General features: G+C 67.6%; 24 protein-coding genes and 1 tRNA gene. 6 read left to right on the top strand and 19 right to left on the bottom strand.

The window, feature by feature from the left end:
* Nucleotides 1–10: 10 nt before the first annotated feature.
* Together AC1DZV_RS06015 and corA are read left to right on the top strand one after the other, a co-directional pair.
* Complete coding sequence (locus tag AC1DZV_RS06015) at nucleotides 11–550, top strand: Lrp/AsnC family transcriptional regulator (RefSeq protein WP_476953229.1); 540 nt, start codon at nucleotides 11–13, stop codon at nucleotides 548–550.
* 7 nt (nucleotides 551–557) lie between these two features.
* The gene (corA, locus tag AC1DZV_RS06010) at nucleotides 558–1,553 is read left to right on the top strand and encodes a magnesium/cobalt transporter CorA (protein ID WP_028275725.1); all 996 of its coding nucleotides are present in this window, start codon (nucleotides 558–560) and stop codon (nucleotides 1,551–1,553) included.
* Here the strand turns inward: corA and AC1DZV_RS06005 are convergent.
* The 5 genes from AC1DZV_RS06005 to AC1DZV_RS05985 form a co-directional block, all read right to left on the bottom strand.
* The gene (locus AC1DZV_RS06005; protein ID WP_028275726.1) at nucleotides 1,550–1,873 is read right to left on the bottom strand and encodes a hypothetical protein; all 324 of its coding nucleotides are present in this window, start codon (nucleotides 1,871–1,873) and stop codon (nucleotides 1,550–1,552) included. The genes corA and AC1DZV_RS06005 overlap by 4 nt on opposite strands.
* A 70-nt stretch (nucleotides 1,874–1,943) precedes the next feature.
* Nucleotides 1,944–2,234, bottom strand: coding sequence for a hypothetical protein (locus AC1DZV_RS06000; RefSeq protein ID WP_476953228.1), 291 nt, complete (start codon nucleotides 2,232–2,234; stop codon nucleotides 1,944–1,946).
* 510 nt (nucleotides 2,235–2,744) lie between these two features.
* Nucleotides 2,745–4,337, bottom strand: coding sequence for an ABC-F family ATP-binding cassette domain-containing protein (locus AC1DZV_RS05995; protein WP_476953227.1), 1,593 nt, complete (start codon nucleotides 4,335–4,337; stop codon nucleotides 2,745–2,747).
* Nucleotides 4,334–4,804 (bottom strand): GatB/YqeY domain-containing protein, encoded by a 471-nt coding sequence (locus tag AC1DZV_RS05990; protein ID WP_476953226.1) that lies wholly within the window; start codon nucleotides 4,802–4,804, stop codon nucleotides 4,334–4,336. Before AC1DZV_RS05990 ends, AC1DZV_RS05995 begins: the two co-directional genes overlap by 4 nt.
* Nucleotides 4,805–4,829: 25 nt before the next feature.
* Nucleotides 4,830–5,198, bottom strand: coding sequence for a hypothetical protein (locus AC1DZV_RS05985; protein WP_476953225.1), 369 nt, complete (start codon nucleotides 5,196–5,198; stop codon nucleotides 4,830–4,832).
* Nucleotides 5,199–5,450: 252 nt separating this feature from the next.
* Between AC1DZV_RS05985 and AC1DZV_RS05980 the strand changes: the two genes are divergently transcribed.
* The gene (locus AC1DZV_RS05980) at nucleotides 5,451–5,966 is read left to right on the top strand and encodes a hypothetical protein (RefSeq protein WP_476950042.1); all 516 of its coding nucleotides are present in this window, start codon (nucleotides 5,451–5,453) and stop codon (nucleotides 5,964–5,966) included.
* On the opposite strand, the gene AC1DZV_RS05975 is transcribed toward AC1DZV_RS05980, so the two are convergent.
* The 6 genes from AC1DZV_RS05975 to galU form a co-directional block, all read right to left on the bottom strand.
* A complete protein-coding gene (locus AC1DZV_RS05975) occupies nucleotides 5,963–6,589 on the bottom strand; it encodes an N-acetyltransferase family protein (RefSeq protein ID WP_476953224.1) in 627 nt (208 codons plus the stop codon). The genes AC1DZV_RS05980 and AC1DZV_RS05975 overlap by 4 nt on opposite strands.
* 150 nt (nucleotides 6,590–6,739) lie before the next feature.
* Nucleotides 6,740–6,812 (bottom strand) — tRNA-Ala (locus AC1DZV_RS05970).
* A gap of 46 nt (nucleotides 6,813–6,858) precedes the next feature.
* Nucleotides 6,859–7,671 carry an SDR family oxidoreductase gene (locus AC1DZV_RS05965; protein WP_476953223.1) on the bottom strand — a complete coding sequence of 271 codons (813 nt, stop codon included), beginning with the start codon at nucleotides 7,669–7,671 and terminating at the stop codon, nucleotides 6,859–6,861.
* A 108-nt stretch (nucleotides 7,672–7,779) separates the two neighbouring features.
* Entirely contained in the window at nucleotides 7,780–8,778 is a 999-nt protein-coding gene (locus tag AC1DZV_RS05960) for a hypothetical protein (protein ID WP_476953265.1), read from the bottom strand.
* A gap of 143 nt (nucleotides 8,779–8,921) precedes the next feature.
* A complete protein-coding gene (locus AC1DZV_RS05955; RefSeq protein ID WP_476953222.1) occupies nucleotides 8,922–9,542 on the bottom strand; it encodes a GNAT family N-acetyltransferase in 621 nt (206 codons plus the stop codon).
* A 5-nt stretch (nucleotides 9,543–9,547) separates the two neighbouring features.
* Complete coding sequence (gene galU / locus AC1DZV_RS05950; protein WP_476953221.1) at nucleotides 9,548–10,465, bottom strand: UTP--glucose-1-phosphate uridylyltransferase GalU; 918 nt, start codon at nucleotides 10,463–10,465, stop codon at nucleotides 9,548–9,550.
* A gap of 104 nt (nucleotides 10,466–10,569) precedes the next feature.
* Here galU and AC1DZV_RS05945 point away from each other — a divergent pair, with 104 nt between their 5' ends.
* Entirely contained in the window at nucleotides 10,570–11,220 is a 651-nt protein-coding gene (locus tag AC1DZV_RS05945) for a 5-formyltetrahydrofolate cyclo-ligase (protein ID WP_476950047.1), read from the top strand.
* A gap of 139 nt (nucleotides 11,221–11,359) precedes the next feature.
* Entirely contained in the window at nucleotides 11,360–11,614 is a 255-nt protein-coding gene (locus AC1DZV_RS05940; protein ID WP_476950048.1) for an FmdB family zinc ribbon protein, read from the top strand.
* On the opposite strand, the gene AC1DZV_RS05935 is transcribed toward AC1DZV_RS05940, so the two are convergent.
* On the bottom strand, nucleotides 11,611–11,745 hold the full coding sequence (locus tag AC1DZV_RS05935; RefSeq protein WP_476953220.1) for a hypothetical protein: 135 nt from the start codon (nucleotides 11,743–11,745) through the stop codon (nucleotides 11,611–11,613). The genes AC1DZV_RS05940 and AC1DZV_RS05935 overlap by 4 nt on opposite strands.
* On the opposite strand from AC1DZV_RS05935, the gene AC1DZV_RS05930 reads away from it, so the two are divergent.
* On the top strand, nucleotides 11,744–12,643 hold the full coding sequence (locus tag AC1DZV_RS05930; RefSeq protein ID WP_476953219.1) for an RcpC/CpaB family pilus assembly protein: 900 nt from the start codon (nucleotides 11,744–11,746) through the stop codon (nucleotides 12,641–12,643). The genes AC1DZV_RS05935 and AC1DZV_RS05930 overlap by 2 nt on opposite strands.
* 92 nt (nucleotides 12,644–12,735) lie before the next feature.
* Here AC1DZV_RS05930 and AC1DZV_RS05925 read toward each other — a convergent pair whose 3' ends face one another.
* The 7 genes from AC1DZV_RS05925 to AC1DZV_RS05895 all read right to left on the bottom strand — a co-directional run bounded on the left by AC1DZV_RS05925 (nucleotide 12,736) and on the right by AC1DZV_RS05895 (nucleotide 24,351).
* Entirely contained in the window at nucleotides 12,736–17,049 is a 4,314-nt protein-coding gene (locus AC1DZV_RS05925) for an AAA family ATPase (protein WP_476953218.1), read from the bottom strand.
* 308 nt (nucleotides 17,050–17,357) lie between these two features.
* Nucleotides 17,358–18,947: a glutamine-hydrolyzing GMP synthase gene (gene guaA / locus AC1DZV_RS05920; protein ID WP_476950051.1), complete on the bottom strand. Its 1,590-nt coding sequence runs from the start codon at nucleotides 18,945–18,947 to the stop codon at nucleotides 17,358–17,360.
* A gap of 178 nt (nucleotides 18,948–19,125) precedes the next feature.
* Entirely contained in the window at nucleotides 19,126–19,635 is a 510-nt protein-coding gene (locus AC1DZV_RS05915; RefSeq protein ID WP_028275738.1) for a DUF3817 domain-containing protein, read from the bottom strand.
* Nucleotides 19,632–20,549, bottom strand: a complete 918-nt coding sequence (locus AC1DZV_RS05910) for an SURF1 family protein (RefSeq protein ID WP_476953217.1) — start codon at nucleotides 20,547–20,549, stop codon at nucleotides 19,632–19,634. Before AC1DZV_RS05910 ends, AC1DZV_RS05915 begins: the two co-directional genes overlap by 4 nt.
* Nucleotides 20,550–20,792: 243 nt before the next feature.
* On the bottom strand, nucleotides 20,793–21,281 hold the full coding sequence (locus AC1DZV_RS05905) for a PTS sugar transporter subunit IIA (protein ID WP_018773745.1): 489 nt from the start codon (nucleotides 21,279–21,281) through the stop codon (nucleotides 20,793–20,795).
* An 89-nt stretch (nucleotides 21,282–21,370) separates the two neighbouring features.
* Nucleotides 21,371–23,122 (bottom strand): glycerol-3-phosphate dehydrogenase/oxidase, encoded by a 1,752-nt coding sequence (locus AC1DZV_RS05900; RefSeq protein ID WP_028275740.1) that lies wholly within the window; start codon nucleotides 23,120–23,122, stop codon nucleotides 21,371–21,373.
* Nucleotides 23,123–23,214: 92 nt separating this feature from the next.
* Nucleotides 23,215–24,351 carry a GuaB3 family IMP dehydrogenase-related protein gene (locus AC1DZV_RS05895; RefSeq protein WP_476953216.1) on the bottom strand — a complete coding sequence of 379 codons (1,137 nt, stop codon included), beginning with the start codon at nucleotides 24,349–24,351 and terminating at the stop codon, nucleotides 23,215–23,217.
* Between the last annotated feature and the right edge of the window lie 26 nt (nucleotides 24,352–24,377).

Below are 24,377 nucleotides of genomic sequence, written 5' to 3'. Positions count from 1 at the left end.
GAGTGATGATTTGAACAGTCTGGACCCCACCGACCTGAAGATTCTGCTGGAGCTGATCCGGGATCCGCGGATCCAGATCGGCGAGCTCAGTGACGCCCTGGGCATCGCCCGGAACACTGCCCAGTCGCGCGTGCGGCGCATGCTGCGCTCCGGTGTGCTGCACGACGGCGGCCGTGAAATCGATCTGGAGGCGGTGGGGTACGACGTCGTCGCGTTCGTGACGATCGAGGTCAACCATCGGGAACTCGACGGCGTCGTGGGGGCCCTGCGGCTGATCGCCCAGGTCCTGGAAGTGCACGAGATCTCCGGGCGCGGCGACGTCTGGTGCCGGGTGGTGGCGACGGATACGCACAATCTCCAGGCGGCACTCCGGTCGATCCTTCGGGTCAAGGGGGTCATCCGCACCGAGACCGTCCTGGCGCTGCACACCCATATCCCGTACCGGACCGAACCGCTGATCAGCCGGCTCGCCCAAGGCAACGCGCTGGCTCCCGGCCGGTCCGCGTCGCGGCGGTCCGGGTCCGCCGAATTCCAGATGGACAAAGGATAATGTCCCGGTGACTATCATCGACAACGCCGTCTACGTTGACGGCATCCGCAGCGCCGAGCCGCGGAACCTCGAGCAGACTTTCGAGACCCTGACCGAGCACGGGGGCATGGCCTGGATCGGCCTGTACCGGCCGACCACTGAGGAAATGGCGGCCGTGGCGGCAGAATTCAACCTGCACGGGCTGGCGGTGGAGGACGCGATCTCTGCCCATCAGCGCCCCAAACTGGAACGCTACGACGACAACCTGTTCACTGTGCTCCGGCCCGCCCGGTACCTGGACGAGACCGAAACCGTGGAGTTCGGCGAGCTCCACGTCTTCACGGGGCGCAACTTCGTGGTCACCGTCAGGCACGCCGAGACGAAAGTAGTGGGCCAGGTCCGGCGCCGGATGGAGGGCCGGCCCGATCTGCTGCGCCACGGGCCCGAGGCCGTCCTGTACGCACTCATGGACCAGGTGGTGGATGACTACGGTCCCGTGGTGGCCGGGCTGGAAAACGACATCGACGAGATCGAGGACCAGCTCTTCAGCGGCGACCCCCTGGTGTCCCGGAGGATCTACGAGCTCGCCCGGGAAGTCATCCATTTCCAGCGCGCCATCCACCCGCTCCCGGCAATGATGCAACAGCTCCGCCGGGGCTTCGAGAAGTACCGGGTGGACATTGAACTGCAGCACAGCCTGCGCGACGTCGAGGACCACGTGGAGCGGCTGATTTCCCGCGCCGATTCGTTCCGTGACCTGCTGCAGAATGCGCTCACCCTGGACGGAACCCTGACCGCCAACCGCCAGAACGAGGCCAGCGCGGAACAAAACGAACAGGTCAAGAAGATCTCGTCGTGGGCCGCGATCTTCTTCGCTCCGACATTTGTGGCCGGGCTGTATGGCATGAACTTCGACAACATGCCGGAGCTGCACTGGACGCTTGGCTACCCGATGGCAATCGCGCTCATGGCCGGCACGGCGGCGCTGATGTACGCCATCTTCAAGAAGAAGGGCTGGCTCTAGCCGGACGCGCGGCGGTGCCGGACCTGGACCATGAGCCGTCGGAACGCCAGGACGAAGACGACCTCGATGAGCACCATCAGCCCGAGCAGCAGCCACTTCCCGCTGCCGATGAAAACGATGGCCCCGGTGAGGACCAGAATGCTCCCGAGCGCCAGGGAGTAGACGGCAAATCCGAGGGCTACCCTGGCGCTGCGGACGCCGGTGCGGAAGCCGAAGCCCTGCGGTTCCCCACCGGGGTACCCCGCAACCCGGTCCGGACCGGCGGGCTGGAGTTTGTCGAACTCCTCCCACGGGTCGCGGTCCTGCTGCTGATTGGTCATGGTTCCATTATCTCGCGGACCCGGCGTGATCGCTGTCAAGACCGGCCGGCGCGGCACGGTGTTCGGCGGCCTAGGTCTGGCTGGCCGCGCGGTGCTCGGCGGCGTTGGCCTGGCCGGCCGCACGGTGTTCAGCGGCGTTGGCATGGCCGGCGGCGCGGTGCTCGGCGGCGTTCCGGTGTGCCCATCCGCTGTTGCCGTTCGAGGCGTGGGACGCGTCGGCTTCCGGCGCGTCGGCCGAATCCTTCGCATCGTCTTCGGCGGGCGCCGGGGCCGGAGCAGCGGGGGCCGGGGCGGCAGGCTCCTGCGCGTCCGCGACCTCTTCCGCGCCCTGGTCGTCCGCGTTCTGGTCGTCCGCGTCCACCTCTGTGCCCTGATCGCCTGCGCCCTGGTCGTCCGCCTCCTGGTCATCCGACTTAGCCGGATCGCCCGATGCAGACGGTTCAGACGAATCAGACGATTCGTGATCGCGGCTTCCTCGGCGGCGGCTTCCTGGTCGCCCACTGCCGGAGTCTCCGACCCGCCCGACTCGGCCGGGTCAGAGGTTTCGGTGCCGGTCGCCGTCATGGTTGACGCCGGGTCAGCCGGGAGATTGGTGGTCGCGGTGGCCGCCGCTGCGCCGGCCCCGCCAGTGACGACGACGGAGGCCACTACTACTGCCTTGCCTGTGGTGCCCAGAGCACTGAGCCAGCCGATGATTCCTGCCACGGGAGAATCCTTTCACGGCGGATATGAGACCGCTGCCGTCCCCCCGGTCGGCAGCCAGCGCCACGCYACCGCTCGGAAACAACCAATTGTCGGCCCTTTAGCCGCTCATTCCACATCCTGAGCCAATGCTGGGCAAACACTGGGGCTCGGGGCAATCACCACGCCCTTAGGCCGCGCGTACGTCGACGTCGCCGGGTTCTGCGCCGTCGGTTCCGAAGACCAGCTGACGGGTGGCGATCTTCTCGGTGAAGAAGCGGTCGTGGCTGACCACGACGACCGCGCCGGGGAAGTGGAGCAGTGCCCGCTCCATCACCTGGGTGCTGGACATGTCCAGGTGGTTGGTGGGCTCGTCCAAGAGCAGCACCGAGGCCCCGGACAGCAGGCACTGGGCCATGGCGACGCGGGCTTTCTGTCCGCCGGAGAGGTTCCCGATCTTCTGTTTGAGGTCGGCCTCGGAGAACTGGAACATGGCGAGGAACCTGTTGACGGACTTCTTCGTGGCGCTGAAGGCCAGGCTGTCCGGCAGCGCGTTGACCGCGTGCGAAACGGTGTCGGCGTCGTCGAGCTCTTCCAGCATTTTGTTGTAGGAAACAAAACCCGGCCCCTTCGCCCAGACCACTTCACCGGAATCCGCCGGTTCCTCCCCGGTCAGCACTTTCAGCAGCGTGGACTTGCCGCTGCCGTTGGAGCCCAGGACCACAATCCTGTTGCCGCGGCGGATCTCAAAGCTCAGGTCTTCGAACAGGACCTTGTCGCCATAGGACTTGCCCAGTCCTTCGACCCGGCAGAGGACATCCTTCACGTGCAGCCCGCCGTAGATCTCGGTGACGATCTGGTCCACGGGACGTGGTGTCCGCGCTTTCTTGATCTTGGCCAGCTGGTTCCCCAACCCGCGGCTGGCGGCCTTGGCGGCCTCCCTGCGGTCGGCGATGCCCTCCGCTTCAAAAGCGAGGAGCTCTGACTCATGGACGAACTGCGCCTCGAGCGTCTTGAGCCGGAACTGCTTCTGGACCACGTACTCGGCGAAGTTTCCGGGGTACTCGTGCAGGTGGAAGTTTTCCACCTCGATGATCCGGGTGACCACCGCATCAAGGAACCTCCTGTCGTGCGAGACGATGATCGCGGCGCCGCGGTAGTCGCGGAACCAGTTTTCGAGCCATTCGACACCGGCGACGTCGAGGTAGTTGGTGGGTTCATCCAGCAGCAGGACGTCCGGGCCCTCCAACAGGATCTTGGCCAGGGCGGCGCGGTTGCGCCACCCGCCGGAGAGTTCGTCAATCGCGCACGTGCGGTGGGCGTCGCTAAACCCCAGCGTGGTCAGGACTGTGTCGATGCGCCGCTGGTAATCCCATCCGTCGAGGCGGTCCATGTCCTCGAACAGCTCGGCCTGGCGCCGGATCAGCCGGTCCAGCTCCGCCTCGGCCGGGTCAGCCGCAATGGCGGCGTCGATGGCTGCCAGCTCGGCCTCGGCAGCCTTGATCTCGACAAACAGTCCGTCAAGGACCGCAAGGATGGTTGCCTCACCGTCGAGCTCGGAAAACTGGGAGAAGTACCCCACCCTGGTTCCCTGCTCCACGGTGACCGTTCCCGTATCCGGGGAGACCTGGTCCAGGACGAGCTTGAGAATGGAGGTCTTCCCGGAGCCGTTCTTGCCGATCAGGCCCACCCGGTCCCCGGGCTCCAGACGGAAGAACGCCTCGCGGAGGATCTGTATGTTGTCGAAGCGGACGCTGACGTCGTGCAGCCGGACCAGGCTCACTGCTGCGCGAGACGGTTGCGGACGATTTCGCTGACGGCCTTGCCGTCAAAACGTCCGGCCACCGTGGCGGTGACGGGCTTCATCACTGCCCCCAGCTGACGCATGGACAGCTCGACGCCGTCGGCCTTGAGCGCGGCGATGACCTCGTCCACGATCGTCTCGACTTCCGCCGCGGTCAGTGGCTTGGGCAGGTAGGCCTCGATCACCTCGGCCTCGGCGATCTCGGCCGCTGCGCGCTCGGCTTCGCCGGCCTCGGTGTAGATGCGGGCCGTGTCGCGGCGTTTGGCGGCTTCCTTTTGCAGGAGTGCGGTCACCTGTGCGTCGTCCAGCACGATTGGCGTCTTGCCCGATTTCTCCCGGGTTTCGATCTCGCCCAGGACGTTGCGCACGGTGGTCAGGGCAACCTTGTTGCGGTCCTTCATGTGGCTCACGACGTCGGCGTGCAGGCGTTCTTTCAGGGTGGTCATAGTTCTCCTCGTGTTGTTAACAAGGCTAGCGGCAGAACCCGTTGGCCCCGATCGCCGAGATGATCCGCTGGGCGTCGTCGTCCGGGAGGGCGGGGACGTCCCCGCTGAACTCCGTCTTTGCGGCAGCGATGAGTTGGTCCGCCGTCGATTGCCCCAGCAGTCGGCCGCACAGGCGGCGGGCCTTGTCGATTGCCTGGTCGTCTGGCAGGCGGGGGTTGATCTTGGCCAGCGCGGCCAGCAGGGCTTCCTGCTGGGCAGGGTCAGGCTTGGGCAGCGACGCCGGCAGGCCCGCCGCAGGGGTCCCGGCGGACGGTTCGGGGCTCGGGGAGGCGGAACAGGCCGCGGTCAGCAGAAGAGACAGCAGGGCCAGGGCGATCGGGGTGGTGTTCTTCATCGGTGGTGGCCTTGTCTGCGCTGGATGTCTATCTTTGATGCCTGCGCTGGATTCGGCTGCTTTGCCGCTGGATTGCACGATGGTCTTGCCGCCCGGATTGCTGCGCCGGCGCGGCCACGGCGCCGTTCACGCAGGTTCACACCATCTCATGAAATCACTGGTGTTCCGAACCGGTGACCGGTCGGGAGCGCCGAACCCGCCGCGGCCGCCACGCCGCCTGCCACTGTCCGGGCCGCGGCTTAGGCTGGTCGCATGCCGCCAACACCTGCCCCGTCTCCGGTTCCGGTTGAAGTCCTCCTCCACACAGGTCCGGCCGAGTGGTGGCAGATCGTTGCCGCGCTTGCCCCTGTTGCTGTACTTGTAGCGGCAGCCGTGGGAGCGTTCATGGCCTGGCGGACTCTGCGCCAGAAGGCCGTCGCCGACGACCGGGCCGAGTGGTGGAAACGGACCCAATGGGCGCTGGACCGTGCCCTGGACGAGGACGGGGACAGCAAAGCCCTGGGGCTGGCAGCGCTGGATGTGCTCGCCCGCAGCGAGTTGGCCCGCAACGAGGAGCTTGAGCTTCTGGACATCGCGTGGGAGTCCGTGAACGGGGCCGGGGAAAGCACAGTCAACGGGCAGCACGTCGCTGCGCAGATTACCGGCCCGGCGGCCCTCTCGCATCACCGGGTTCGGGTCGCCGCCGCCAGGCTGCGCGTCAGACTGGACGACCGGCTCGGCCGCACGACCCCTCCCGGCACCGCGGCCCTGGCCAAGGAAGCGCTCTAGCCGCGGCCGGCGCTGCCCTCGAGTGGGAGCACCAGGATGACGGCCGCGCAGACGCACCCGGCGCCGCAGAGGGGGCAGAGGTAGCCGGCTGCCTGCTGGTCGTCCGCCCAGAAGGCGGGGATCGTGGCCACCTGCGCAAAACCGGCCCGCTCCAGCATCCCCAGGGAAGAGTGCTGTGGATCGGCCGAGACCCAGGACGCGGACACGACATCGTGGCAGCCGCGGGCCTTCAGAAAGTCCAGGCTGGCCGCGATCATGATCGAGCCGACGCCCGTCCCCCTGGCTGCGGGCGCGACGACGACGGACTTCAGCTCCCCAACCCGGCGGCCGTCCAGGCCGGCGTCGACTCCGGTGATGCGCAGGCGGTCCTGCAGTACGGCGTGGGACGCACGGTCCAGGACGCGGGCGGTTGCCGCGCCCAGGAGCCCGCCGCCCCGGCCGCGGGCACGGATAAGGACTCCCCCGCCATCGGCTGAGAGTTGCGCCAGAGCTGATGGCTGAGTGAAACCGGAGCCGAGAGATTCGTTGAGCGCTGCCGCTTCGCTGGCCACGGCCGGTCCCGGTGTGCCGACGTGCAGGGCGACGTTCGACGCCGCCCGGGTCCCGATCGCTGCGGCTCCCATGTTTGCTCCTCGTCGGCGGGCATCAGTCGGCGGGCATTAGTACGCACCATCGCATCGCCCCGGAACCGGGCAGGGACGCCGAGGGCGGCCGGCAATGTCTTTTCACGCACACATTCTCGCACTCAAAGGTTCAAAAACCCTTGAAATCTGTGGAGCTAAGGAGATTCGAACTCCTGACCTCTTCGATGCGAACGAAGCGCTCTACCAACTGAGCTATAGCCCCGAAGCAACGCCGGTCCTGACGGAACGGCGTTGCCGGTGTCCCTAGGCTACAAACTATCTGCGCTGTTTTCCAGCCAGCCGCGGAAAGTCTCGGTGCCGTGTCGCGCTTCCGGCACCAGGTTCAACCCCTCGCGCAGGTAGCGGCCCATCGCTCCGGGCAGTGGGAAGCGCACGAGTTGACCCTTTGCGCGGGTGGCTCGCTGCCATTCCCGGGCAAAGTCGACCATGTCTTTGGATTCCGGGCCGCCGAGGTTCAGTACCCGGTGCCGCGGGCCCGCGGCTGGAACGGGCGCCGGTTCAACGGCGGTCTCCAGCAGCACCGCGGCTGCGTCGGCCGGCGATACCGGCTGAAACCTGGCACCTCTGACCACGGGGATGATCCGCAGCTTTGAGCCGGCGCCGAACATCATCGCGAGCAATGAGTGGAACTGGGTGGCCCGGACCACCACGGTCTCGAGTCCGGACAGCTCGTAGGCGTGTTCTTTGGCAGCTTTCGACCGGTAGAAGGAGGAGTTGCTGCGATCGCAGTTCACGATGGACAGCATGACGGCCCTGGCCGTTCCCGCGTCCTGTGCAGCGGCCAGAAGCAGCGCACCGCCGTCGGCGAAGTTCTTGCGCGCCTTCCCGGCGCGTCCTTCCAGGCAATCGATCACGACGTCGGCGCCGGCCAAGGCGGCCGCTATCCCCTCTCCCGTCGTGACGTCCGCGCGGAAGTATTCCGCGCCCCGGATGTTGCCGGCGGCGCCGGCCCCTGGCGGGTTGCGGCTAAGGACGGCCACGGCGTGCCCGGCGTCGACGGCCAGGCGCACCACTTCTCGGCCCACTTGCCCGGTTCCACCGGCAACGCAGATCCTTGTCATGACCCGAGGCTACCGCAGCGAAGCCCGCCGGCGACGCTGCGGGGAAATGGAAAACCCCGGGCCGCCATCGCTGGCTGCCCGGGGTAATCTCCGGAAGGACTGGTCGGATCAGGCGCGGCGCCGCTGGAGGACGTCATCCAGGTTGCTCAAGGCGCTCTGGGCCTTGCTGAGCTGCTTCGACTCAGAATCGTCGGCGGTCTGCGGATCGGACGCCGCCGGTCGCGCCGAGGCCTGTTTGAGAGACGGTTTCCCTACGGCCTTCGGCGCCTCGGGAAGGTCGAGGGGCATTGGGGCTGCACGTTCGGCCTTCGGCGCTTCGACGTAGGTGGGCTTGGGAACCTCGACGGGCTCCCAGCTCGCGCCCTCCGCTACTGCACCCGTGTCGGCTGCCATGGCCGCCGAGGCATCCCCAGAGGCGACGGCTTCAGCGAGGGCGGCCTGGCGGAGTTCCAGTGCGGTCAGCGGCTTCGGCGCGGGCTCGGGCGTGTCGCGGCCCGCTTCGGCGTCGAAGAGCGGGCTTTCCGGCCGGGCAGCGGGACGTCCGTCGGGAAGGGAGGGGGTCAGTTCGGGCACGGACGGCCGCGCAGGGGTGCGTTCCGGGCTGCCCATGGCTTCACGGAATGCAGCGTTGATCTTCCGCCGGCGATCGCGGACGGCAAGACGGCGAAGCAGCGCCACTGCGGCGAAGGCGCCCAAGAGGGCGGTCACCGGCAGCCAGCCTGAACCGATGCCGAAAAGTCGAAGGACTCCGGACACCACTGCCGTGAGGAGCGCCAGGAGCCCGGCTACCGCCAGCACCAGCCGCCCCCAACGAATCCGGAACGCCGGGGAGCCCGCCGCAGCAATCGGGCTCACCCGAGGGGTCGCCGCTTTGCCCGCCCCGGGCCCAGGTGTGCCGCCGGCAGGGTCTGCGCGCTGTGTGCTGATCATGGGTTTCTCCTGCTGCGCCGCCATTTTCATAACCTTCCCCGCATGTGGATCTGCTGGTTCCATGTCAATGACATCCGCCAGGAATTCGCCTGCAGGCTGCAGCTGGTGGCGTCCGTTCCGGAGAACGTAAGGCGCCACCCACACGATCCAGAGCGCAACAGCAATGACAAGGATCACAGAGCTGCTAAGAGGGAAGTCCACACTCAAAACCGTATGAGGTATATGGGGTGCTGCCCCGCATTGTCAGGGGTGTGTCGCGCACGCAGCGGCGACTGGCCGGCGTCGGGGCGTCGTGGCTGGTCAGGCGGCTATCACGGGCATCAGGACTGGCGGGTTCTCAGCCACCGCGCGAGAAGGCCTTCCGGCACTTCCTCAGCCGTGAGCGCGAAGGTCCGGTGGTCTGCCCATTCACCGTTGATGTGCAGGAACCGGGGCCGGAATCCCTCGTCACGAAACCCGAGTTTCTCCACCACGCGCAGGCTCGGCGCGTTCTCCGGCCTGATGTTGATCTCCATGCGGTGCAGGCCAAGGGTGCCGAAGCAATAGTCGGTCGCCATGGCCACGGCGGTCGGGGCGATCCCCCGGCCGGCCCGTTCCTTGTCGACCCAATAGCCAAGCGTCGCCATCATGGCCGACCCCCAGACGATCGAGGACACCGTCAGCTGCCCCACGATCACCGGAGCCTGATGGCCTGGAGTCCATTCCGCGATTACGAACGGCAAGGCCGTGGCCTGCGCGGCCTGCGCCTTGAGCGAGCGCACCATTTGCCGGTAGTCCGGCAGGCCGCCGCCGGGGACCGGGTTCGATGCCTCCCAGGGGGCCAGCCACTCGCAGTTGCGGGACCTGAGCGCTGTCCATTCCTTGCGGTCCCGGTACCGGATCGGGCGCAACAGGATATCGCCGCTCTCCAAGGTCACCGGCCAGGTGAAGCTGCCCCCCACGGGAGTTATTTGGCGAGGCTGGGGGCCAGGCTGGACGCGAAGCCGGGCAGCCATTCGCGCAGGCCCGGGCCGAGGTCCTCACTGTCGCAGGCGAGCTGGACACAGGCCTTGAGGTAGCTGAGCTTGTCGCCGGTGTCGTAGCGACGGCCGCGGAAGATGACGCCGTACACGCCGTAGCCCTCGCCGGTGCCGGCCGAGAGTTCCTGCAGGGCGTCCGTGAGCTGGATTTCCCCGCCGCGGCCGGGCGCGGTGCGCTCCAGCACTTCAAAGACGGCCGAGTGCAACACGTAGCGGCCAATCACGGCCAGGTTGGACGGGGCGTCCGCGACATCGGGCTTCTCCACGAGCTGGTTGATGCGGACGTAGTCCTCACCGCCGATTGCCTCGACGTCCGCGCAGCCGTAGGCACTGATCTGGGACGGGTCCACCTCGATCAGAGCGACCACCGACCCGCCGGTCTTGGCCTGGACCTCGATCATGGTGCTGAGGAGCTCATCGCGGGCGTCAATGAGGTCATCTCCCAGGAGGACGGCGAACGGCTCCTGCCCGACGTGTTGCTTGGCCCGGAGGACGGCGTGGCCGAGGCCCATGGGATCGCCCTGGCGGACGTAGTGGATGTCACCGAGGTTGCTGGCGGCCTGGATGGATTCGAGCTTCGCAGTGTCACCCTTCGCCTTCAGGGTGGACTCCAGCGCGGGGACGCGGTCGAAGTGGTCCTCCAACGCCCGCTTGTTGCGGCCAGTGATCATCAGGATGTCGTTCAGGCCGACATTCACGGCCTCCTCGACGACGTACTGGATGGCCGGCTTGTCAACGACAGGCAGCATTTCCTTGGGCATGGCCTTTGTGGCCGGGAGAAACCTGGTACCAAGGCCCGCGGCGGGGATAACGGCCTTGCGGACGGAAGCGATGGGTGTATTCACACGACTAATCTAACGGAGGGACCAATCATTGCGTAATCATTATGCGAACCGCCTGCCGGGCCCCCCGGTGCAGCGCGGCCGCAAGAGGCAGAGGACGGGCCAAGATGGCGTCAAAAGATGAAATTCGATCCAGCCACAGGGCGGCGCGTTCTGCACTCCCGCTGGCCGCACAGGACACCGCCGCGGCGGGCATCGCCAGCCATGGGCTCGAGTGGGCCTCCGGGCTTGGCCGCGGCCGCCAGGGCACCTTCGCTGCGTACCTCGGGGTGGGCGCCGAACCGCCCACACTGCCACTGCTGACTGCCCTGGTCGAGGCCGGGCACAAGGTGCTGCTGCCCGTTTGCGAACCCGACATCGAGCTCAGCTGGGTTTACTGGACTCCCCAGTCCGGGTTTGTCCGCAGCCGGTACGCGCCTATCCAGGAGCCTGTCGGAGAGCGACACGGTACCGAAGTCATGCGGGACGCCACCGCAATCTTCCTGCCGGCCACCGCGGTGGATTTCTCGGGCAACCGAATCGGGCAAGGCGGCGGCTACTACGACAAGTTCCTTGCCGCCCTGGCTGCCATGTCCTCCGCGCCCGACGGGGCGGTGGACATGGCAGCCGACGCTGTCACGTTGCCGACTGCCGCCGTCGTCTATGACACGGAGGTGCTGCCCGCAGGCAGCATCCCCGCGGAGTCGTTCGACCGGAAAGTCGACACGGCGCTGACCCCGGGCGGGATCATCCGGCTCGGCCGATCCCGGGCCGCCTGATCCGGGTTCCTTCCAAGGTGATAGAATTGGCACTCAGGCCCTGCGACTGCCAAAGACGGAACAGGTCGATAGACATATCGGCGGTGATCCGGACTCGGCGGCACGGGACCTGCTCGTTTGCCCCTGAGGAGGATTTCCAGTGCCCACGTATGCATACGCCTGCAAGGACTGCAGCCACGCCTTCGAGATCGTGCAGTCGTTCAGCGACAACTCCTTGACGTCCTGCCCCGAGTGCCAGGGCACGCTGCGCAAGAAGTTCAACAGCGTCGGCGTAGTGTTCAAGGGCTCCGGCTTCTACCGGACCGATTCGCGCGACACCAAGGGCAGCACGGTTTCCCCGGCTCCTGCAGCTCCCGCGGCCACCCCCGCGCCCGCCGCCGCCGCCGCCAGCTAAGGCACCTGCCGGGTTGGCGCCGGCCGCCGGCTGATGCTGGGCACTGCCCGGCGCTGGCCGCTGTTGCCGTTGTCCACATAGGACGTTCCGCGGCTGCCGCCGCTCTGCGCGGATCCGTAGCGTGGCGGCATGGAACTTTTCCTCACCGCGGTTTCCCCGCCTTCGTTTAAGACGGCTGCCCCGGCGGCGTCCGGGCCGTCTTCCGCGCCTTCGTTCAGGCCGTTCCGCGCCGCAATGCCTGAAGCGGGCACCGGCCGCTGGTCCCGTACCGGGATCCGCCCCGCAAGCCTTCCTGCCGCCACGTTTTCCGCCGCACGCCTCCCGTTCCGGAGTCGGATCGGTCCCGCGAAACCCCGCCGGCGTCCGCCCCGCGGCCGTCCGTCGTGGCGCCGCCTGCGCAGCTGGCTGAACCGGAACCGGCGGCTGATCGCGGCTCTCCTGTTCTGCATCCCCGCCGGACTGACAGTTCAGCAACTGGCTCCAGCGCCGACTGACACTGTCGCAGCCTTCGCCGCCGCGGCCGATCTGCCCGCTGGAAAGTCCCTGGAACCCGGCGATCTCAGCAGGATCAGCGTGCCACGCGGCCTTATTCCTGCGGGCAGCCCCGGCAGCGAGACCGCCTTCGAGGGAAAACAGCTGGCCGCACCGTTGCGCCAGGGACAGCTCCTCACCGACGCCCAGATCCTGGGACCGGGCCTGCTCGCCGGAAGCCCACGCGGCTCCGCGGCCGTGCCGCTGAGGATGGCAGATCCGGCCTCCATCCAACTCGTCTCCCCCGGGCAGCTCGTCAATGTGGTGCTGACTGCCGGCAACGGCATGGAACAACCCGGCGAAAGCCAAATCCTGGCCGAAGCCGTGCCAGTGCTCTGGACGTCGGCGCAGGGCGGCAAGGCCAGCCCCTGGCCCGCTACTGCGGAGACTGACGGGCTGGTGGTGGTGGCAGCGACCGCCGAGCAGGCCCGAAGGCTGGCGGGCGCGTCGACCCAGGGCAAATTGTTTTTCGTGCTTGTGGCGTCACCGCCGGGCTAGCTGTCCAGCCAGCAGGGCGTTCCCGCCGGGCCAGTGGCCGGGCGGTTTGCGCCGACGCAGGCCGCGCCCGCAGGCTCCGAGCTTGGGGCCCGTCAGCCCCAGTGCGGAGGCTTCTGTTCCTGGAGCCAGGCGTCGTGATCGTAATTATCAGGCTGGTCACCCCAACGCCGGGGGTCGTCTTCCGCCGCCTTGTTCGGCAGCACACCCTCCGGAACGGTGGCCTGTGCCTCGGAGCGGCGGGACGTCTCCTTCGCGGCCTCCTGGTCCGGCCCGTCGCCGGGCGATTCCCCGGTCGTTTCGCCGGACTTCGGCCCAGCGGTGTCGGCCGCGGCGCCGGTCGATTCACCGGTCTTCGGCCCCGCGGTGTCGGCCGTGGCCCCCGCCACGCCGGCTTCGCGGGCGCCGGTGTCGCCGGTCTTGGCGGCGTCGTTCGTGTTGTCGGTGTCGCCGGTCTTGCCGGTGTTGCTGGTGATGCCGTCCGCACTCATGCCGCCGGCCTCCTTACTGCCTGTATCGCCTGTCATTGCGGATGCTGGTGCCTGCCGGCGGAATTCTTGGCCGGCAGTTTCGTGGCCGCGGAATACCTGTCCCGAGGGTTCGGCCGCCACGTGGTGCTCGGCGGCCCGCGCCTCGTCGATCGCCAGGTGCTCAATGCCGTCGTCGAAGAACCCGGGCGATGTCCGCAACCGGCTGGACACGGCGGGCTTCTCCAACCCGAGGTAGCCGCCAATCCGGTCGGCGCAGGCCGAGGGGTCGGTGAAGACCTCTATGGTCCACAGGGGCATGTACCGCCAGCCAAGCCGCTCCAGGAGTTGCGGCCGGAGCCTGCTCCGTTCCCGGACGCTCATCCGCCGGTAGTGGCTGGTGCCATCCGACTCGATCGCCACCGGACGGGGAATCTCCGCATCGTCCTGGCCGATCGTGGTCATCGGATCGGCGGCCGCCACCATGTTCAGGACGCCGTCGTACTGGTGCCACACCCGTGCCCCGCGGGCCCGGAGCCGGTCTCCCAGGTCGGCCACGAGCGGATCGGCACCGAGCGCCTGCTCGCTGGCCGCTGCCCGGGAGGCGGGGCTGCCAAGGTCCGTGTTGCCCGCGATCTCACGGTCCAGGAGTTCGTAGAAGTCCACGGCGCCGTGGCTGAGGCGGCTGACGTCAAGGTCTTCGGGCCGGAAGCAGCTGAGCACGTGCAGGGACCGGCGGGCACGCGTCATCGCCAGGGCGAATTTTGCTCGGCCACCTTCGGCGGAAAGCGGCCCGAGGCTGTGGAGGGTGCGCCCATGCGGGGTGCGCCCATAGCCCGGGGAAAAAATGACGTGGTCGCGGACCAGGCCCTGGGCCCGTTCCAGATCCACCACGCGGAAGGACTCATCCCCCGCACTGAAAAAGCTGCCCAGCATGGGGTGGTTGGGCAGCTGCGCCCTGATGGCCTCGCCGATCCGGGCGGCATGTCGTAGGCTGCCGGTCACCACGGCCAGCGACGTCCGGGGGCGGAGCCGGGCGTGCTCGAAGACCAGCTCCACCGCACGGTTGACCTCGGCAACAACCGATTCGACGCCGTCATGGTCAGCGCTGGGCAGCCCCGTGCCGTCAGGGAGGTACTCCACGCTGAGGGTACGGTCCAGCCCTGTGGCGGATTGACCCTCCGGGAGGCGGGTGAGTTCCCCGCCGTAAAAACCCTTGCTGAGCTGGCGCACCAGGTCTTCATCGACCGCACGGTACACGGTCCTCAGGTTCCAGACCGGAAGCACGGCAGAGAGTGCCCGGTACGAGCTCTCAACGCTTTGGTAGGAGCTCTCCCCCGCGGCGAGCCGTTCGACACCCACGGTAAACGTCCGGGGGCTGGCGATCTGTTCGTCGCCGAAGGCGATGACCTGCCGGGACCGGGCGATTGCCGGGAGGACGGCCTGCAACGAGGTCGTCTCGGCGTCGAGGATCACGACGGCATCGAAAGTCTGCTCGATCGGCAGCAGGCCCGTCATGAGGTAGGGGCTGACGGAGCACACCGGCACCAGTGTGGGCAGCAGCTCCTGCGCCTGGCCGCTCAGGGCTGCCAGGGTCACCCGGCCGTCCTTCAGCAGGCTGCGCAACAGCTCGGCCTGGCGGGGGTACGCCGAGATGGCAGTGCGCCAGCGCTCGGACAGGTTCCAGCGCAGCCGGGCAGCGCCGCTGGCGATATGGGCGTTGTCCGCGAGACGGTACTCCGCCTCAAGCTGGCGCAGGGCGTCGCCGTCGGACATGGCGAGGTAGTCATCGCCGCTGATCATGGCCTCCAGGGCCGACTGCCACCAGGCCAGCTCGAGTTCGGCGGTCACCGAACCCTCCGGGACCTCGCGCTCGGCAAGGTCGGCGAGAAGCTCGCCCAGGCCGTGCTCTCGCATGCTTTCGACGAGCAGCGTGCGCTCCGGAAGGGTTTCAAGGGTCGCGGTGTCGGCGACTAGCCTCCGCACCCGGGGCAGGAGTTCGTCGTAGGGTGCGCGGTCCAAGTCGCCGCCGGCGGCGGTGTGCTTGACAGCCTGGCCCAGTTCAGCCAGTTCCGCTGCGAGCTCCCGGTAAAGGCCGGTGATTTCAGCCAGCCCGGACGGCACGGCAGGGTGCCGCTGCGTGGTCGCGTAGCCGGACCAGGCGGCGCGCTGTTCCTGCACGAGGACCAGGGAGCTGTGCAGGTCCGCGATGTGCACGCCGGGCCGGACGTACTCCTTGGCCACGCGGCGCAGGCGTGAGCGCTGCATGGACGGCATTTCGATCCCGCGTTCCCGGCGCCAGGCAGAGGACGCGGTGGCCGAGATCAGGTCGTGGACGGGCCGGTCAAAGATGTCGGGAGTGAACTTGTCCAGGCTTTCGCGGACGGCCACGAGAAGTTCGATCTGCTCGCCCCATTCGGCGAAGGTCCGGCCGAGCCGGATCTCTGCGTGTTCCGCCACAGCATCCATGCGCCCGCGCAGCAACGGCAGTTTTTCCGAAACGGACTGGGCAACGCCTTGCGCTTCCTGCGTCTCCTTGCGGGTCAGCAGGCGCGCGCCGTGCCAGGGGCTGGTGGTCGACGCGCGGCTGAAGCTGCCGAGCTCGGCGGCGCGGCGGAGCCGGCCCGCGAGCTCCTCGCGGTCCCGGATATTGTCCAGCACGCTGCGCTTGAGCCGGACGGTCGTCGCCGGTGCCGGCTGGATGGAGGTCAGCTCGGCAAGGGACTGCATGGCCTCATACGGCGAGCAACCCCAGCGCGCCCGTACGTTGTGCAGGGAGGCTACGTGGTCCATGAGGGCGTGGCGGTGCCCGGTCAGTGTGGCGTGCAGGTTGCTCAGTTGCGGCTGCAGCGACTTCTCGTTGCGGACGATCGCCCGCACCAGCTGGCCCTTCAGCTGCAGGGGGCTGGCGCTGCCTGTCAGCTGCAAGAGGACCGAATCCAGGCCCAGGCCATCCAACTGCCCGGAGATCTCGGCGAGGCTGGCCCGCCTGTCGCCAACCACCAGGACGGACTTGCCCTCGTCCACCAGGGCGCCGATGGTGTTGATGACGGTCTGGGTCTGGCCCGTGCCCGGCGGGCTGCTGACCACCAGCGAGTCGCCCGCCCGGACGGCGTCGACCACATACTGCTGGTCCGTGTCGGCGTCGAGCAGCAGAAGCTCGTCGGCGGGGTCACGGTCGTCCGTGCTGGGGAAGCGGCCGGGTTCCAGCGCAGGCACGTCGACCAGTTCGCCGGAACCGGACCGAGCCAGCGCGGTGACCAGTGGGTTGTTCTGGTTGATCCAAGGGTCATCGAGGTTGCCGGAGAGGTCGGCGAAGGTGGAGACGAGCAGGTTGTGTTCGACCTCCGCACCGTGAATCGGCTGGACCAGGGTGCCCAGGCGGTCCAGAACGGGCTGCGGGTCGTAACGTGCCGTGCTGTACGCCATCCGCGTCACCGCGTTGACGTCGAAAACGATCCCGTGGACGGTCTTGAGGTGCCGGACCAGCGCCGGGTTGATCTGCGCCTGTTCGGTGAGCTGCAGCTCGTAGTCGTCCTCGCCGGGGCGCACCGTGAGGGAAATGGCGGTGAGCATGACCGGGGCCGAGATCCGTTGCGGCTTACCGCCGACGGCGGAGGTCCAGACGACCGTGCCGGCGGAGAAATATCCCGCGTCGATGCCGCGGTCATTGGCGAGTTCGAAAATCTTGGAGCGCAGGTTGCGCGATGCCCTGGCCGCGACAACGAATTGCTGGCGGTCGCGGATCAGGGTCGAGAGCCGGGTGCGCCGCCCTGCCATCAGCTGGGCGAGCCCCGAGGGATGGGCATGAGTCAGGTCAATTGAGCCTTCGGGCGTCTTGGTGAAGCGCAGCATGGTATCTGCACCGGTGACGGGCTTGAGCCCCGACAGCCATTTCCTGAACTCCTCGGAGCCCTCGGGGTGGCCCTGACCAACTGACACTGCTGCCTTCTTTTCTGTGCTCGACTTCTCTGTGCCGGACCGCGGCGGGCTCGACTCTGGCGGGTTCGTCGTATCAACGCTCGTCTGTGTTGCGTCCGCGCTTTCCCTGGCCGCATCTTGTGTGCTCGCGGTTGCCAGGCTCGCGCGGGACGCCTTGGACCATACCGGCATGCTTTCGAGGGTAGCCCGAATCCCCCGCAGGTGCGGGGCCGCAACACTGGGCGGTGCGAAATTCAGGCTGAATTGTCAGAAACATTGTCAGGAACAAAATGAAATGGCCGGCCTCGAAAGGCCGGCCACTCAGATTGCTATTCCCACTCGATGGTTCCCGGCGGCTTGCTGGTCACATCGAGCACCACGCGGTTGACACCTTCCACCTCGTTGGTGATCCGGTTGGAAATCCGGGCCAGGAGATCGTAGGGCAGCCGCGACCAGTCGGCGGTCATGGCGTCCTCGGAGGACACGGGGCGCAGGACAATCGGGTGTCCGTAAGTGCGGCCATCGCCCTGGACGCCCACGCTGCGGACGTCCGCCAGCAGCACCACGGGCATCTGCCACACTTCGTCATCCAGTCCGGCCGCGGTCAGCTCGGCGCGGGCGATCGCGTCGGCCTTGCGGAGCAGGTCCAGGCGTTCCTTGGTGACATCGCCGACAATCCGGATGCCGAGGCCCGGGCCGGGGAAGGGCTGGCGTCCGACGATTTCCTGCGGCAGGCCGAGCTGGGCACCGACCGCTCGGACCTCGTCCTTGAACAGGGCGCGCAGCGGTTCAACAAGTTCAAACTGCAGGTCTTCGGGGAGCCCGCCCACGTTGTGGTGGCTCTTGATGTTGGCCGCACCTTCGCCGCCGCCGGATTCGACGACGTCGGGGTACAGGGTGCCTTGGACGAGGAACTTGATTTTTTCCCCGTGCGCCGCTGCCTCGGCGATGATCGCCAGTTCGGCTTCCTCGAAGGCTCGGATGAATTCGCGGCCGATGATCTTACGTTTGGTCTCGGGATCGCTGACGCCGGCAAGGGCGCTCAGAAAGCGCTCCTGCTCGTTGGCGACGTAGAGCTTGACGCCGGTGGCGGCCACAAAGTCGCGTTCGACCTGTTCTGCTTCGCCCTCGCGCAACAGCCCGTGGTCCACGAAGACGCAGGTCAGCTGGTCGCCGACGGCGCGCTGTACCAGGGCGGCGGCCACAGCCGAGTCGACGCCGCCGGAGAGGCCGCAGATGACCCGGGCGTCGCCGATCTGGTCACGGATCCGCTGGACCTGCTCTTCCAGAATGTTGCCGGTGGTCCAGTTCGGTTCCAGCCCGGCGCCCTTGAAGAGGAAGTTTTCCAGGACCTGCTGGCCGTAGGCCGAGTGCTTGACTTCGGGGTGCCACTGGACGCCATAGAGATGCTTGTCCTCATTGGCGAACGCCGCGACGTCGGCACCTGCCGTCGTCGCCAGGACCTCAAAGCCCTCCGGGGCTTCGTGGACGGAGTCGCCGTGGCTCATCCAGGTGCTCTGGTGCTGGGGCATGCCGGCCAGGATGGAGCGGCCCTCGCCGAGGGTGGTGGTCTCGGTGGCGCCGTATTCGCGCAGGCCCGTCTGGGCCACCTTGCCGCCGAGGGCGTTGGCCATGGCCTGGAAGCCGTAGCAGATGCCGAAGACCGGGACGCCGGCCTCGAAGAGGTCGGCACCGACGCTGGGGGCGCCGTCGGCGTAGACGCTCGAGGGCCCTCCCGAGAGGATGATCGCGGCGGGGTTCTTGGCCAGCAGCTGCTCGGTGCTGTACGTATGCGGAACCACTTCCGAATACACATTTGCTTCCCGGACGCGGCGGGCAATCAGCTGCGCGTACTGGGCACCGTAGTCAACAACCAGAACCGGCCTGTGGGACGTCTGGGATGCAGTGGGAGTAGTCACCCCACTAGCCTACTTTGCGCCGCTGCCCGCCCGCACATTGAGAAGCCCGTGCGGGCCCGAATCGCGGGCCGAGGTAAGCGAACTCACATGCCCGACGCCCGCTGCCGGCGTCGTGTCACTGTTCCGGAAGGCACTGCTCTGGAAGGCACTGATCAGGAAGGCGCGGGTCAGAAGGGGATCAGTACCGCTGGGGCGCCTGCGGGTTTGCTGCGAGTTCGGCCTCGACCTCGGCGTGGAACTTCTTCTCGACGAAGAAGGACAGGAACGGCACGACGCCACCCAGGGCCATAACCACCAGCTTGGTGAACGGCCAGCGCATGAGCGACCACAGCCGGAAGTTGGAAATCAGGTACACGACGTACATCCAGCCGTGCACGATCAGGACCGTGATGGAGAGGTTGACGCCCCCGATCACCCCTGGCGGCTCGGCGTCGGCGAATCCGAGGCCGAACGGCTGGCCAGTGACGGCGTTGGTGCCGCCGGCGAAGAGGTACTGACCGAAGCCGTACCTGGCGATCAGTTCGGCGCAGAGCAGCAGCAGCATCGTGCCCGTCAGGTAGGCGAGCACCTTGTAGAACTTCAGGGCGGACCGGATTTGGGCCTCGGTGCCGCCGAAGCGACGCTTCTTCCCGGCTTTCCCCGTGCCGTTGGTGGACTGCGGCTGGATGGCGGGCTGGGGCTCGATCATGATTGCACTCTCGGGTCTGTGGGTTGGGGGGCTGTGGGATGGGAGTCGGTGGGCGCCTGGGCCCCCTGGTGGTGGGCCGCGTTGAGATGGGCACCGTGGCGGTCGGTTGGGGGCTCTTCCCCGGACGTTTCCTCGTCGAGCGCGTCTTCGAGGTCACGGCGGTAGTCGTCCTTGACGAGCCGCCACCAGATGAACAACGCGAAACCGGCGAAGACCACCCATTCCACGGAATAGAAGAGGTTGAGCCAGTTGACCTGCTGCGCGGGCGGCTGCGGGCCGATCCGGAGGGGCCTGACGTCGCCGCCCGCAGCGGCGGCCCCGACGTCGGTGCCGCCGGCCAGTTCGGTGGTCGCTGCGACAAAGCCCGGGTAGCTGCTGACGTTCCAGTCGTTGATAAGTTCGGCAACCGAGACGGCGCTGGCGCGGCCGGGTCCGGGATCCGTCCGCGGGAGCGGGGACTCAGACGGCAACAGCCGCCCGGTCAGTTCGATGGTGCCCGACGGCGGCGCCACGGCGTCCGCGGGATCCGCGACCCAGCCGCGTGCGACCGGAATCCAGGTCTGCGGTGTGGCCCCGCCGCCTTTCAGGGCCGGGGAATCCTTGACGGCGAAGGCCGCTACGATCCAGTAGCCCTTCGCACCGTCATTGAGCCGGCCGGGGACGAGGACCTGCTTCTGGGGGTCGTAGCTGCCGGTGGCGGAGACCATCTGGTCAGCCACGGATCCGGGGAAGAACCCACCCGGCTGCAGGACCGAGGTGAGCTGCCGCGTTTGCTCCGTTGTGGTGGAGAGCGGGGCTTCGGCCTGCGTTGAACGGCCGAATTGCCACTGGCTGAGCAGCACAAAGACCCCGGAAATGGCGATCGCGAACACCAGTCCGGCGATCCAGCGGGGTTTGAGGGCAGTTTTCAGCACCCCTTAAAGGTACTTCGTCCCTGTGTAGAACAGCGAAACGGGCCGTCGAAGGGGTCTGCCCCTAGAGTGGGGCAGCCGGGTCCCTGCGTGGCGACGGAGTCGACACGAAAGGGCCTGCCCCTAGAGTGGGGCAGCCGGGTCCCTGCGTGGCGACGGAGTCGACACGAAAGGGCCCGCCCCTAGAGTGGGGCAGCCGGGTCCCTGCGTGGCGACGGAGTCGACACGAAAGGGCCTGCCCCAATTTCAGTGGTCGAAGAACACCAGGCTGGAATTGATCAGTTCGGCGATCACTTCGGCGTCGTAGGCGCGGCGGAGCGATTCGCGGAAGGACTCTTTCGACAGTGAGCGTGCCAGCGTCGCGAGCACTTCGAGGTGATCGGAAAAGGAGCTCGCCGGGGTGGCGATGAGCAGAATCACTGTGGCCGGGCCGTCGGCCGCGCCGAAGTCCAGCGCCCTGCCGTACTTCGTGATGCCGACCGCGATGGATGTCTGTGACACGAGCTCGCTGCGGGCGTGCGGCAGACCGACACCGCCGGGCAGGCCGGTGGCGAGCTGGTGCTCCCGGGCATTGACCTGCTTGAGGAAGCCCTCGAGATCGGAGATACGTCCGGCAGCATGCATGCGTTCCGCGAGCTGGGAAGTGGCGTCGAGCTTGTCCGTGGCGTCCATTTCAAGGATCACCATCTCGGGTGTGGTGAGCTCGGCGTCGTACCGGTCCAGTGGTTCCGCCAAGAGATGTCCCTTCGAAGTGGCGTCAGTGACGCCGGCCGGCAGTCCAATGACTAGCGTTGTAATCCTGCGCTGCCGGCCGGCGCTGAGTCTTAGCGCAGGGGCACAATGTCCTCCACGCCCAGCCGTGCGGCGTCGGCGGATTCGTCGTCCGGCTGCTGTTGGCTCAGGCGCTCGGCATCAACCCGGGCCAGATAGTGCTTGATTTCGCCCTCGCGCTGCGCATCACTCCAGCCGAGAACGTCTCCCATTAGTTTAGCGACTACCGGAGCGGCGGACACACCGCGGTCCCACGCTTCAATCGAAATCCGGGTGCGGCGGGTCAGGACGTCCTGGACGTGCCGGGCGCCCTCGTGCGTGGCCGCGTAGACGGCTTCGGCAGCCAGGTAGTCGTCAGCGCCCGGCAACGGTTCGGCCAGTTCCGGGCTGTCGGCGATGAGCGCCAGCACCTCCGGCGTCATGGCACCGTAGCGGTTGAGGAGATGTTCGATCCGGGCAACGTGGACGCCTGTCTCCTCCGCCATCCGGTTCCGCTGGTTCCACGCGGCCTTGAAACCGCTCGCCCCCAGCAACGGGACGGACTCCGTGCAGCTGGCCGGGACCCGCTCGTCCATGCTGCGCGTCGCCTCGTCGACCGCGTCCTTGGCCATGACCCGGTAGGTGGTCCATTTACCGCCCGCCACCACCACGAGGCCCGGCACGGGGTGGGCCACCACGTGTTCGCGGGAGAGCTTCGCGGTGGAATCGCTTTCCCCGGCCAGCAGCGGCCGCAGCCCCGCGTAGACGCCCTCGACGTCCTCGCGGGTCAGAGGGCGCTTGAGGACCTTGTTGACGTGCTCGAGCAGGTAGTCGATGTCCTTGCTGGAGGCCGCGGGGTGGGCCTTGTCGAGGTGCCAGTCGGTGTCAGTGGTCCCGATGATCCAGTGCCTGCCCCAGGGGATTACGAACAGCACGGATTTCTCGGTCCGCAGGATCAGCCCCACCGTGGACTGGATCCGGTCGCGGGGCACCACGAGGTGGATGCCCTTGGACGCCCGCACCTTGAGCTGCCCGCGGTCTGTCACCATGGCCTGGGTCTCGTCGGTCCAGACTCCGGTGGCGTTGATGACCTGCTTGGCCCGGATTTTGAAGCTGGAGCCGTCCTCGTGGTTGACTACCTTGGCGCCGACCACGCGCTCGCCCTCGCGCACGAAGTCCACAACCGACATCTGGTTGACCGCGTGGGCGCCGTAGTGCGCCGCGGTCCGCACGAGGTTGGCGACGTACTTGGCGTCGTCGACCTGGCCGTCGTAGTAGCGGATGGATCCGACGAAGGCGTCGTCCTTGAGGCTGGGGGCGGCGCGCAGGGTCCCGCGCCGGGACAGGTGCTTGTGGAAGGGGACGCCGCGGCTGTGCCCGCCGGTGATGGACATCGCGTCGTACAGGGCGATTCCGGCGCCGACATAGGGCCGCTCCAGGAACGGTTTGTGGAGCGGGTAAAGGAACGGGACCGGCCGGGCCAGGTGCGGCGCCAGGACGGAGAGAATGAGGCCGCGCTCATGCAGTGCCTCTTTGACCAGGCCGAAGTCGAGCATTTCGAGGTAACGGAGGCCACCGTGGATGAGCTTCGAGGACCGCGACGACGTGCCCGCGGCCCAGTCGTTCGCCTCGACGATGCCCACACTGAGCCCGCGGGTGACGGCGTCGAGGGCGGCGCCGGCACCCACGATGCCTCCGCCCACGATCAGGATGTCGAGCTCTTTGCCGGGGGCGGTGCTGCCCCTGAGCACAGTGATTGAAGCCTCGCGAGCCGCTGGCCCGAGGGCACCTCCGGCCTCGGCAGAACCGCCGGGAAAACTGTTCATGTCACGCCTCCATCCGGATCAAACCTCGTAGGGCACCAGACTACGTCCAAGTTTCCCGGATGGGCAGGGCCCTCAACGGCCCGCGCGCGGTTTCAGTTGCCGGCGTACGGCGAGACGACGACGTCGACGCGCTGGAATTCCTTCAGGTCCGAGTAGCCGGTGGTCGCCATTGAACGGCGCAGCGCGCCGACGAGGTTGGAGGTGCCGTTGGTGTGGTGGCCGGGCCCGAACAGGACCTCTTCGAGCGGCCCGACCGTTCCCACGTTGACCCTGTCGCCGCGGGGCAGTTCGAGGTGGTGGGCTTCCTGGCCCCAGTGCCAGCCCTTGCCGGGGGCTTCGTCGGCGCGGGCCAGGGCGCTGCCCAGCATCACGGCGTCGGCGCCCATGGCAATGGCTTTGACGATGTCGCCGGAGGCTCCCATGCCGCCGTCAGCGATCACATGGACGTAGCGTCCGCCGGACTCGTCCATGTAGTCACGGCGGGCCGCCGCGACATCGGAGATCGCGGAGGCCATGGGCGAGTGGATGCCCAGGGCGCGGCGGGTGGTGGTGGTGGCTCCGCCGCCGAATCCGACCAGCACGCCGGCGGCGCCGGTGCGCATCAGGTGCAGGGCCGGGGTGTAGCCGGCCGCCCCGCCGACGATCACGGGGACGTCGAGTTCGTAGATGAACTGCTTGAGGTTCAGCGGCTCGTGGTCCTTGGAGACGTGCTCGGCCGAGACAGTGGTCCCGCGGATGACGAAGATGTCGACGCCGGCGGCCACCACGGTCTTGTAGTGTTCCTGCGTGCGCTGCGGGGTCAGGGAGCCGGCCACCGTGACGCCGGCGGCGCGGATCTCGGCGAGGCGGGAGGTGATCAGCTCGGGCTGGATCGGCGCCTGGTAGAGGTCCTGCATGCGCCGGGTGACGGCCGGGCTGTTGGTCTCGTCAGCCAGGCCCGCGATTTCGTCCAGTACGGACTGCGGGTTCTCGTACCGGGTCCACAGGCCTTCGAGGTCGAGCACACCGAGTCCGCCGAGGCGGCCCAGGGCGATGACGGTCTCCGGCGACATGGCCGAATCCATCGGCGCCGCGATGACCGGCATGTCGAACTTGTAGGCATCGATCTGCCAGGAGACGGAGACGTCCTTGGGGTCACGGGTGCGCCGGTTGGGGACGATCGCAATGTCATCCAGGGAGTAGGCACGACGCCCACGCTTGCCTCGGCCAATCTCAATCTCGTAAGTCACTGCTCTAGGTTATCCCAGCGGACGCG

Source organism: Arthrobacter sp. P1_D12 (assembly GCF_056406175.1).
Note: the sequence above shows the minus strand (reverse complement) of the source record. Positions and strands in the feature narration are given on the sequence as shown.

Excerpts from the sequence above, each read along its gene's own strand:
- AC1DZV_RS06005 (WP_028275726.1), bottom strand. The coding sequence starts at position 1,873 with ATGACCAATCAGCAGCAGGACCGCGACCCGTGGGAGGAGTTCGACAAA.
- AC1DZV_RS05990 (WP_476953226.1), bottom strand. The coding sequence starts at position 4,804 with ATGACCACCCTGAAAGAACGCCTGCACGCCGACGTCGTGAGCCACATG.
- AC1DZV_RS05985 (WP_476953225.1), bottom strand. The coding sequence starts at position 5,198 with ATGAAGAACACCACCCCGATCGCCCTGGCCCTGCTGTCTCTTCTGCTG.
- AC1DZV_RS05980 (WP_476950042.1), top strand. The coding sequence starts at position 5,451 with ATGCCGCCAACACCTGCCCCGTCTCCGGTTCCGGTTGAAGTCCTCCTC.
- AC1DZV_RS05975 (WP_476953224.1), bottom strand. The coding sequence starts at position 6,589 with ATGGGAGCCGCAGCGATCGGGACCCGGGCGGCGTCGAACGTCGCCCTG.
- AC1DZV_RS05965 (WP_476953223.1), bottom strand. The coding sequence starts at position 7,671 with ATGACAAGGATCTGCGTTGCCGGTGGAACCGGGCAAGTGGGCCGAGAA.
- AC1DZV_RS05945 (WP_476950047.1), top strand. The coding sequence starts at position 10,570 with ATGGCGTCAAAAGATGAAATTCGATCCAGCCACAGGGCGGCGCGTTCT.
- AC1DZV_RS05930 (WP_476953219.1), top strand. The coding sequence starts at position 11,744 with ATGGAACTTTTCCTCACCGCGGTTTCCCCGCCTTCGTTTAAGACGGCT.
- AC1DZV_RS05935 (WP_476953220.1), bottom strand. The coding sequence starts at position 11,745 with ATGCCGCCACGCTACGGATCCGCGCAGAGCGGCGGCAGCCGCGGAACG.
- AC1DZV_RS05915 (WP_028275738.1), bottom strand. The coding sequence starts at position 19,635 with ATGATCGAGCCCCAGCCCGCCATCCAGCCGCAGTCCACCAACGGCACG.
- AC1DZV_RS05900 (WP_028275740.1), bottom strand. The coding sequence starts at position 23,122 with ATGAACAGTTTTCCCGGCGGTTCTGCCGAGGCCGGAGGTGCCCTCGGG.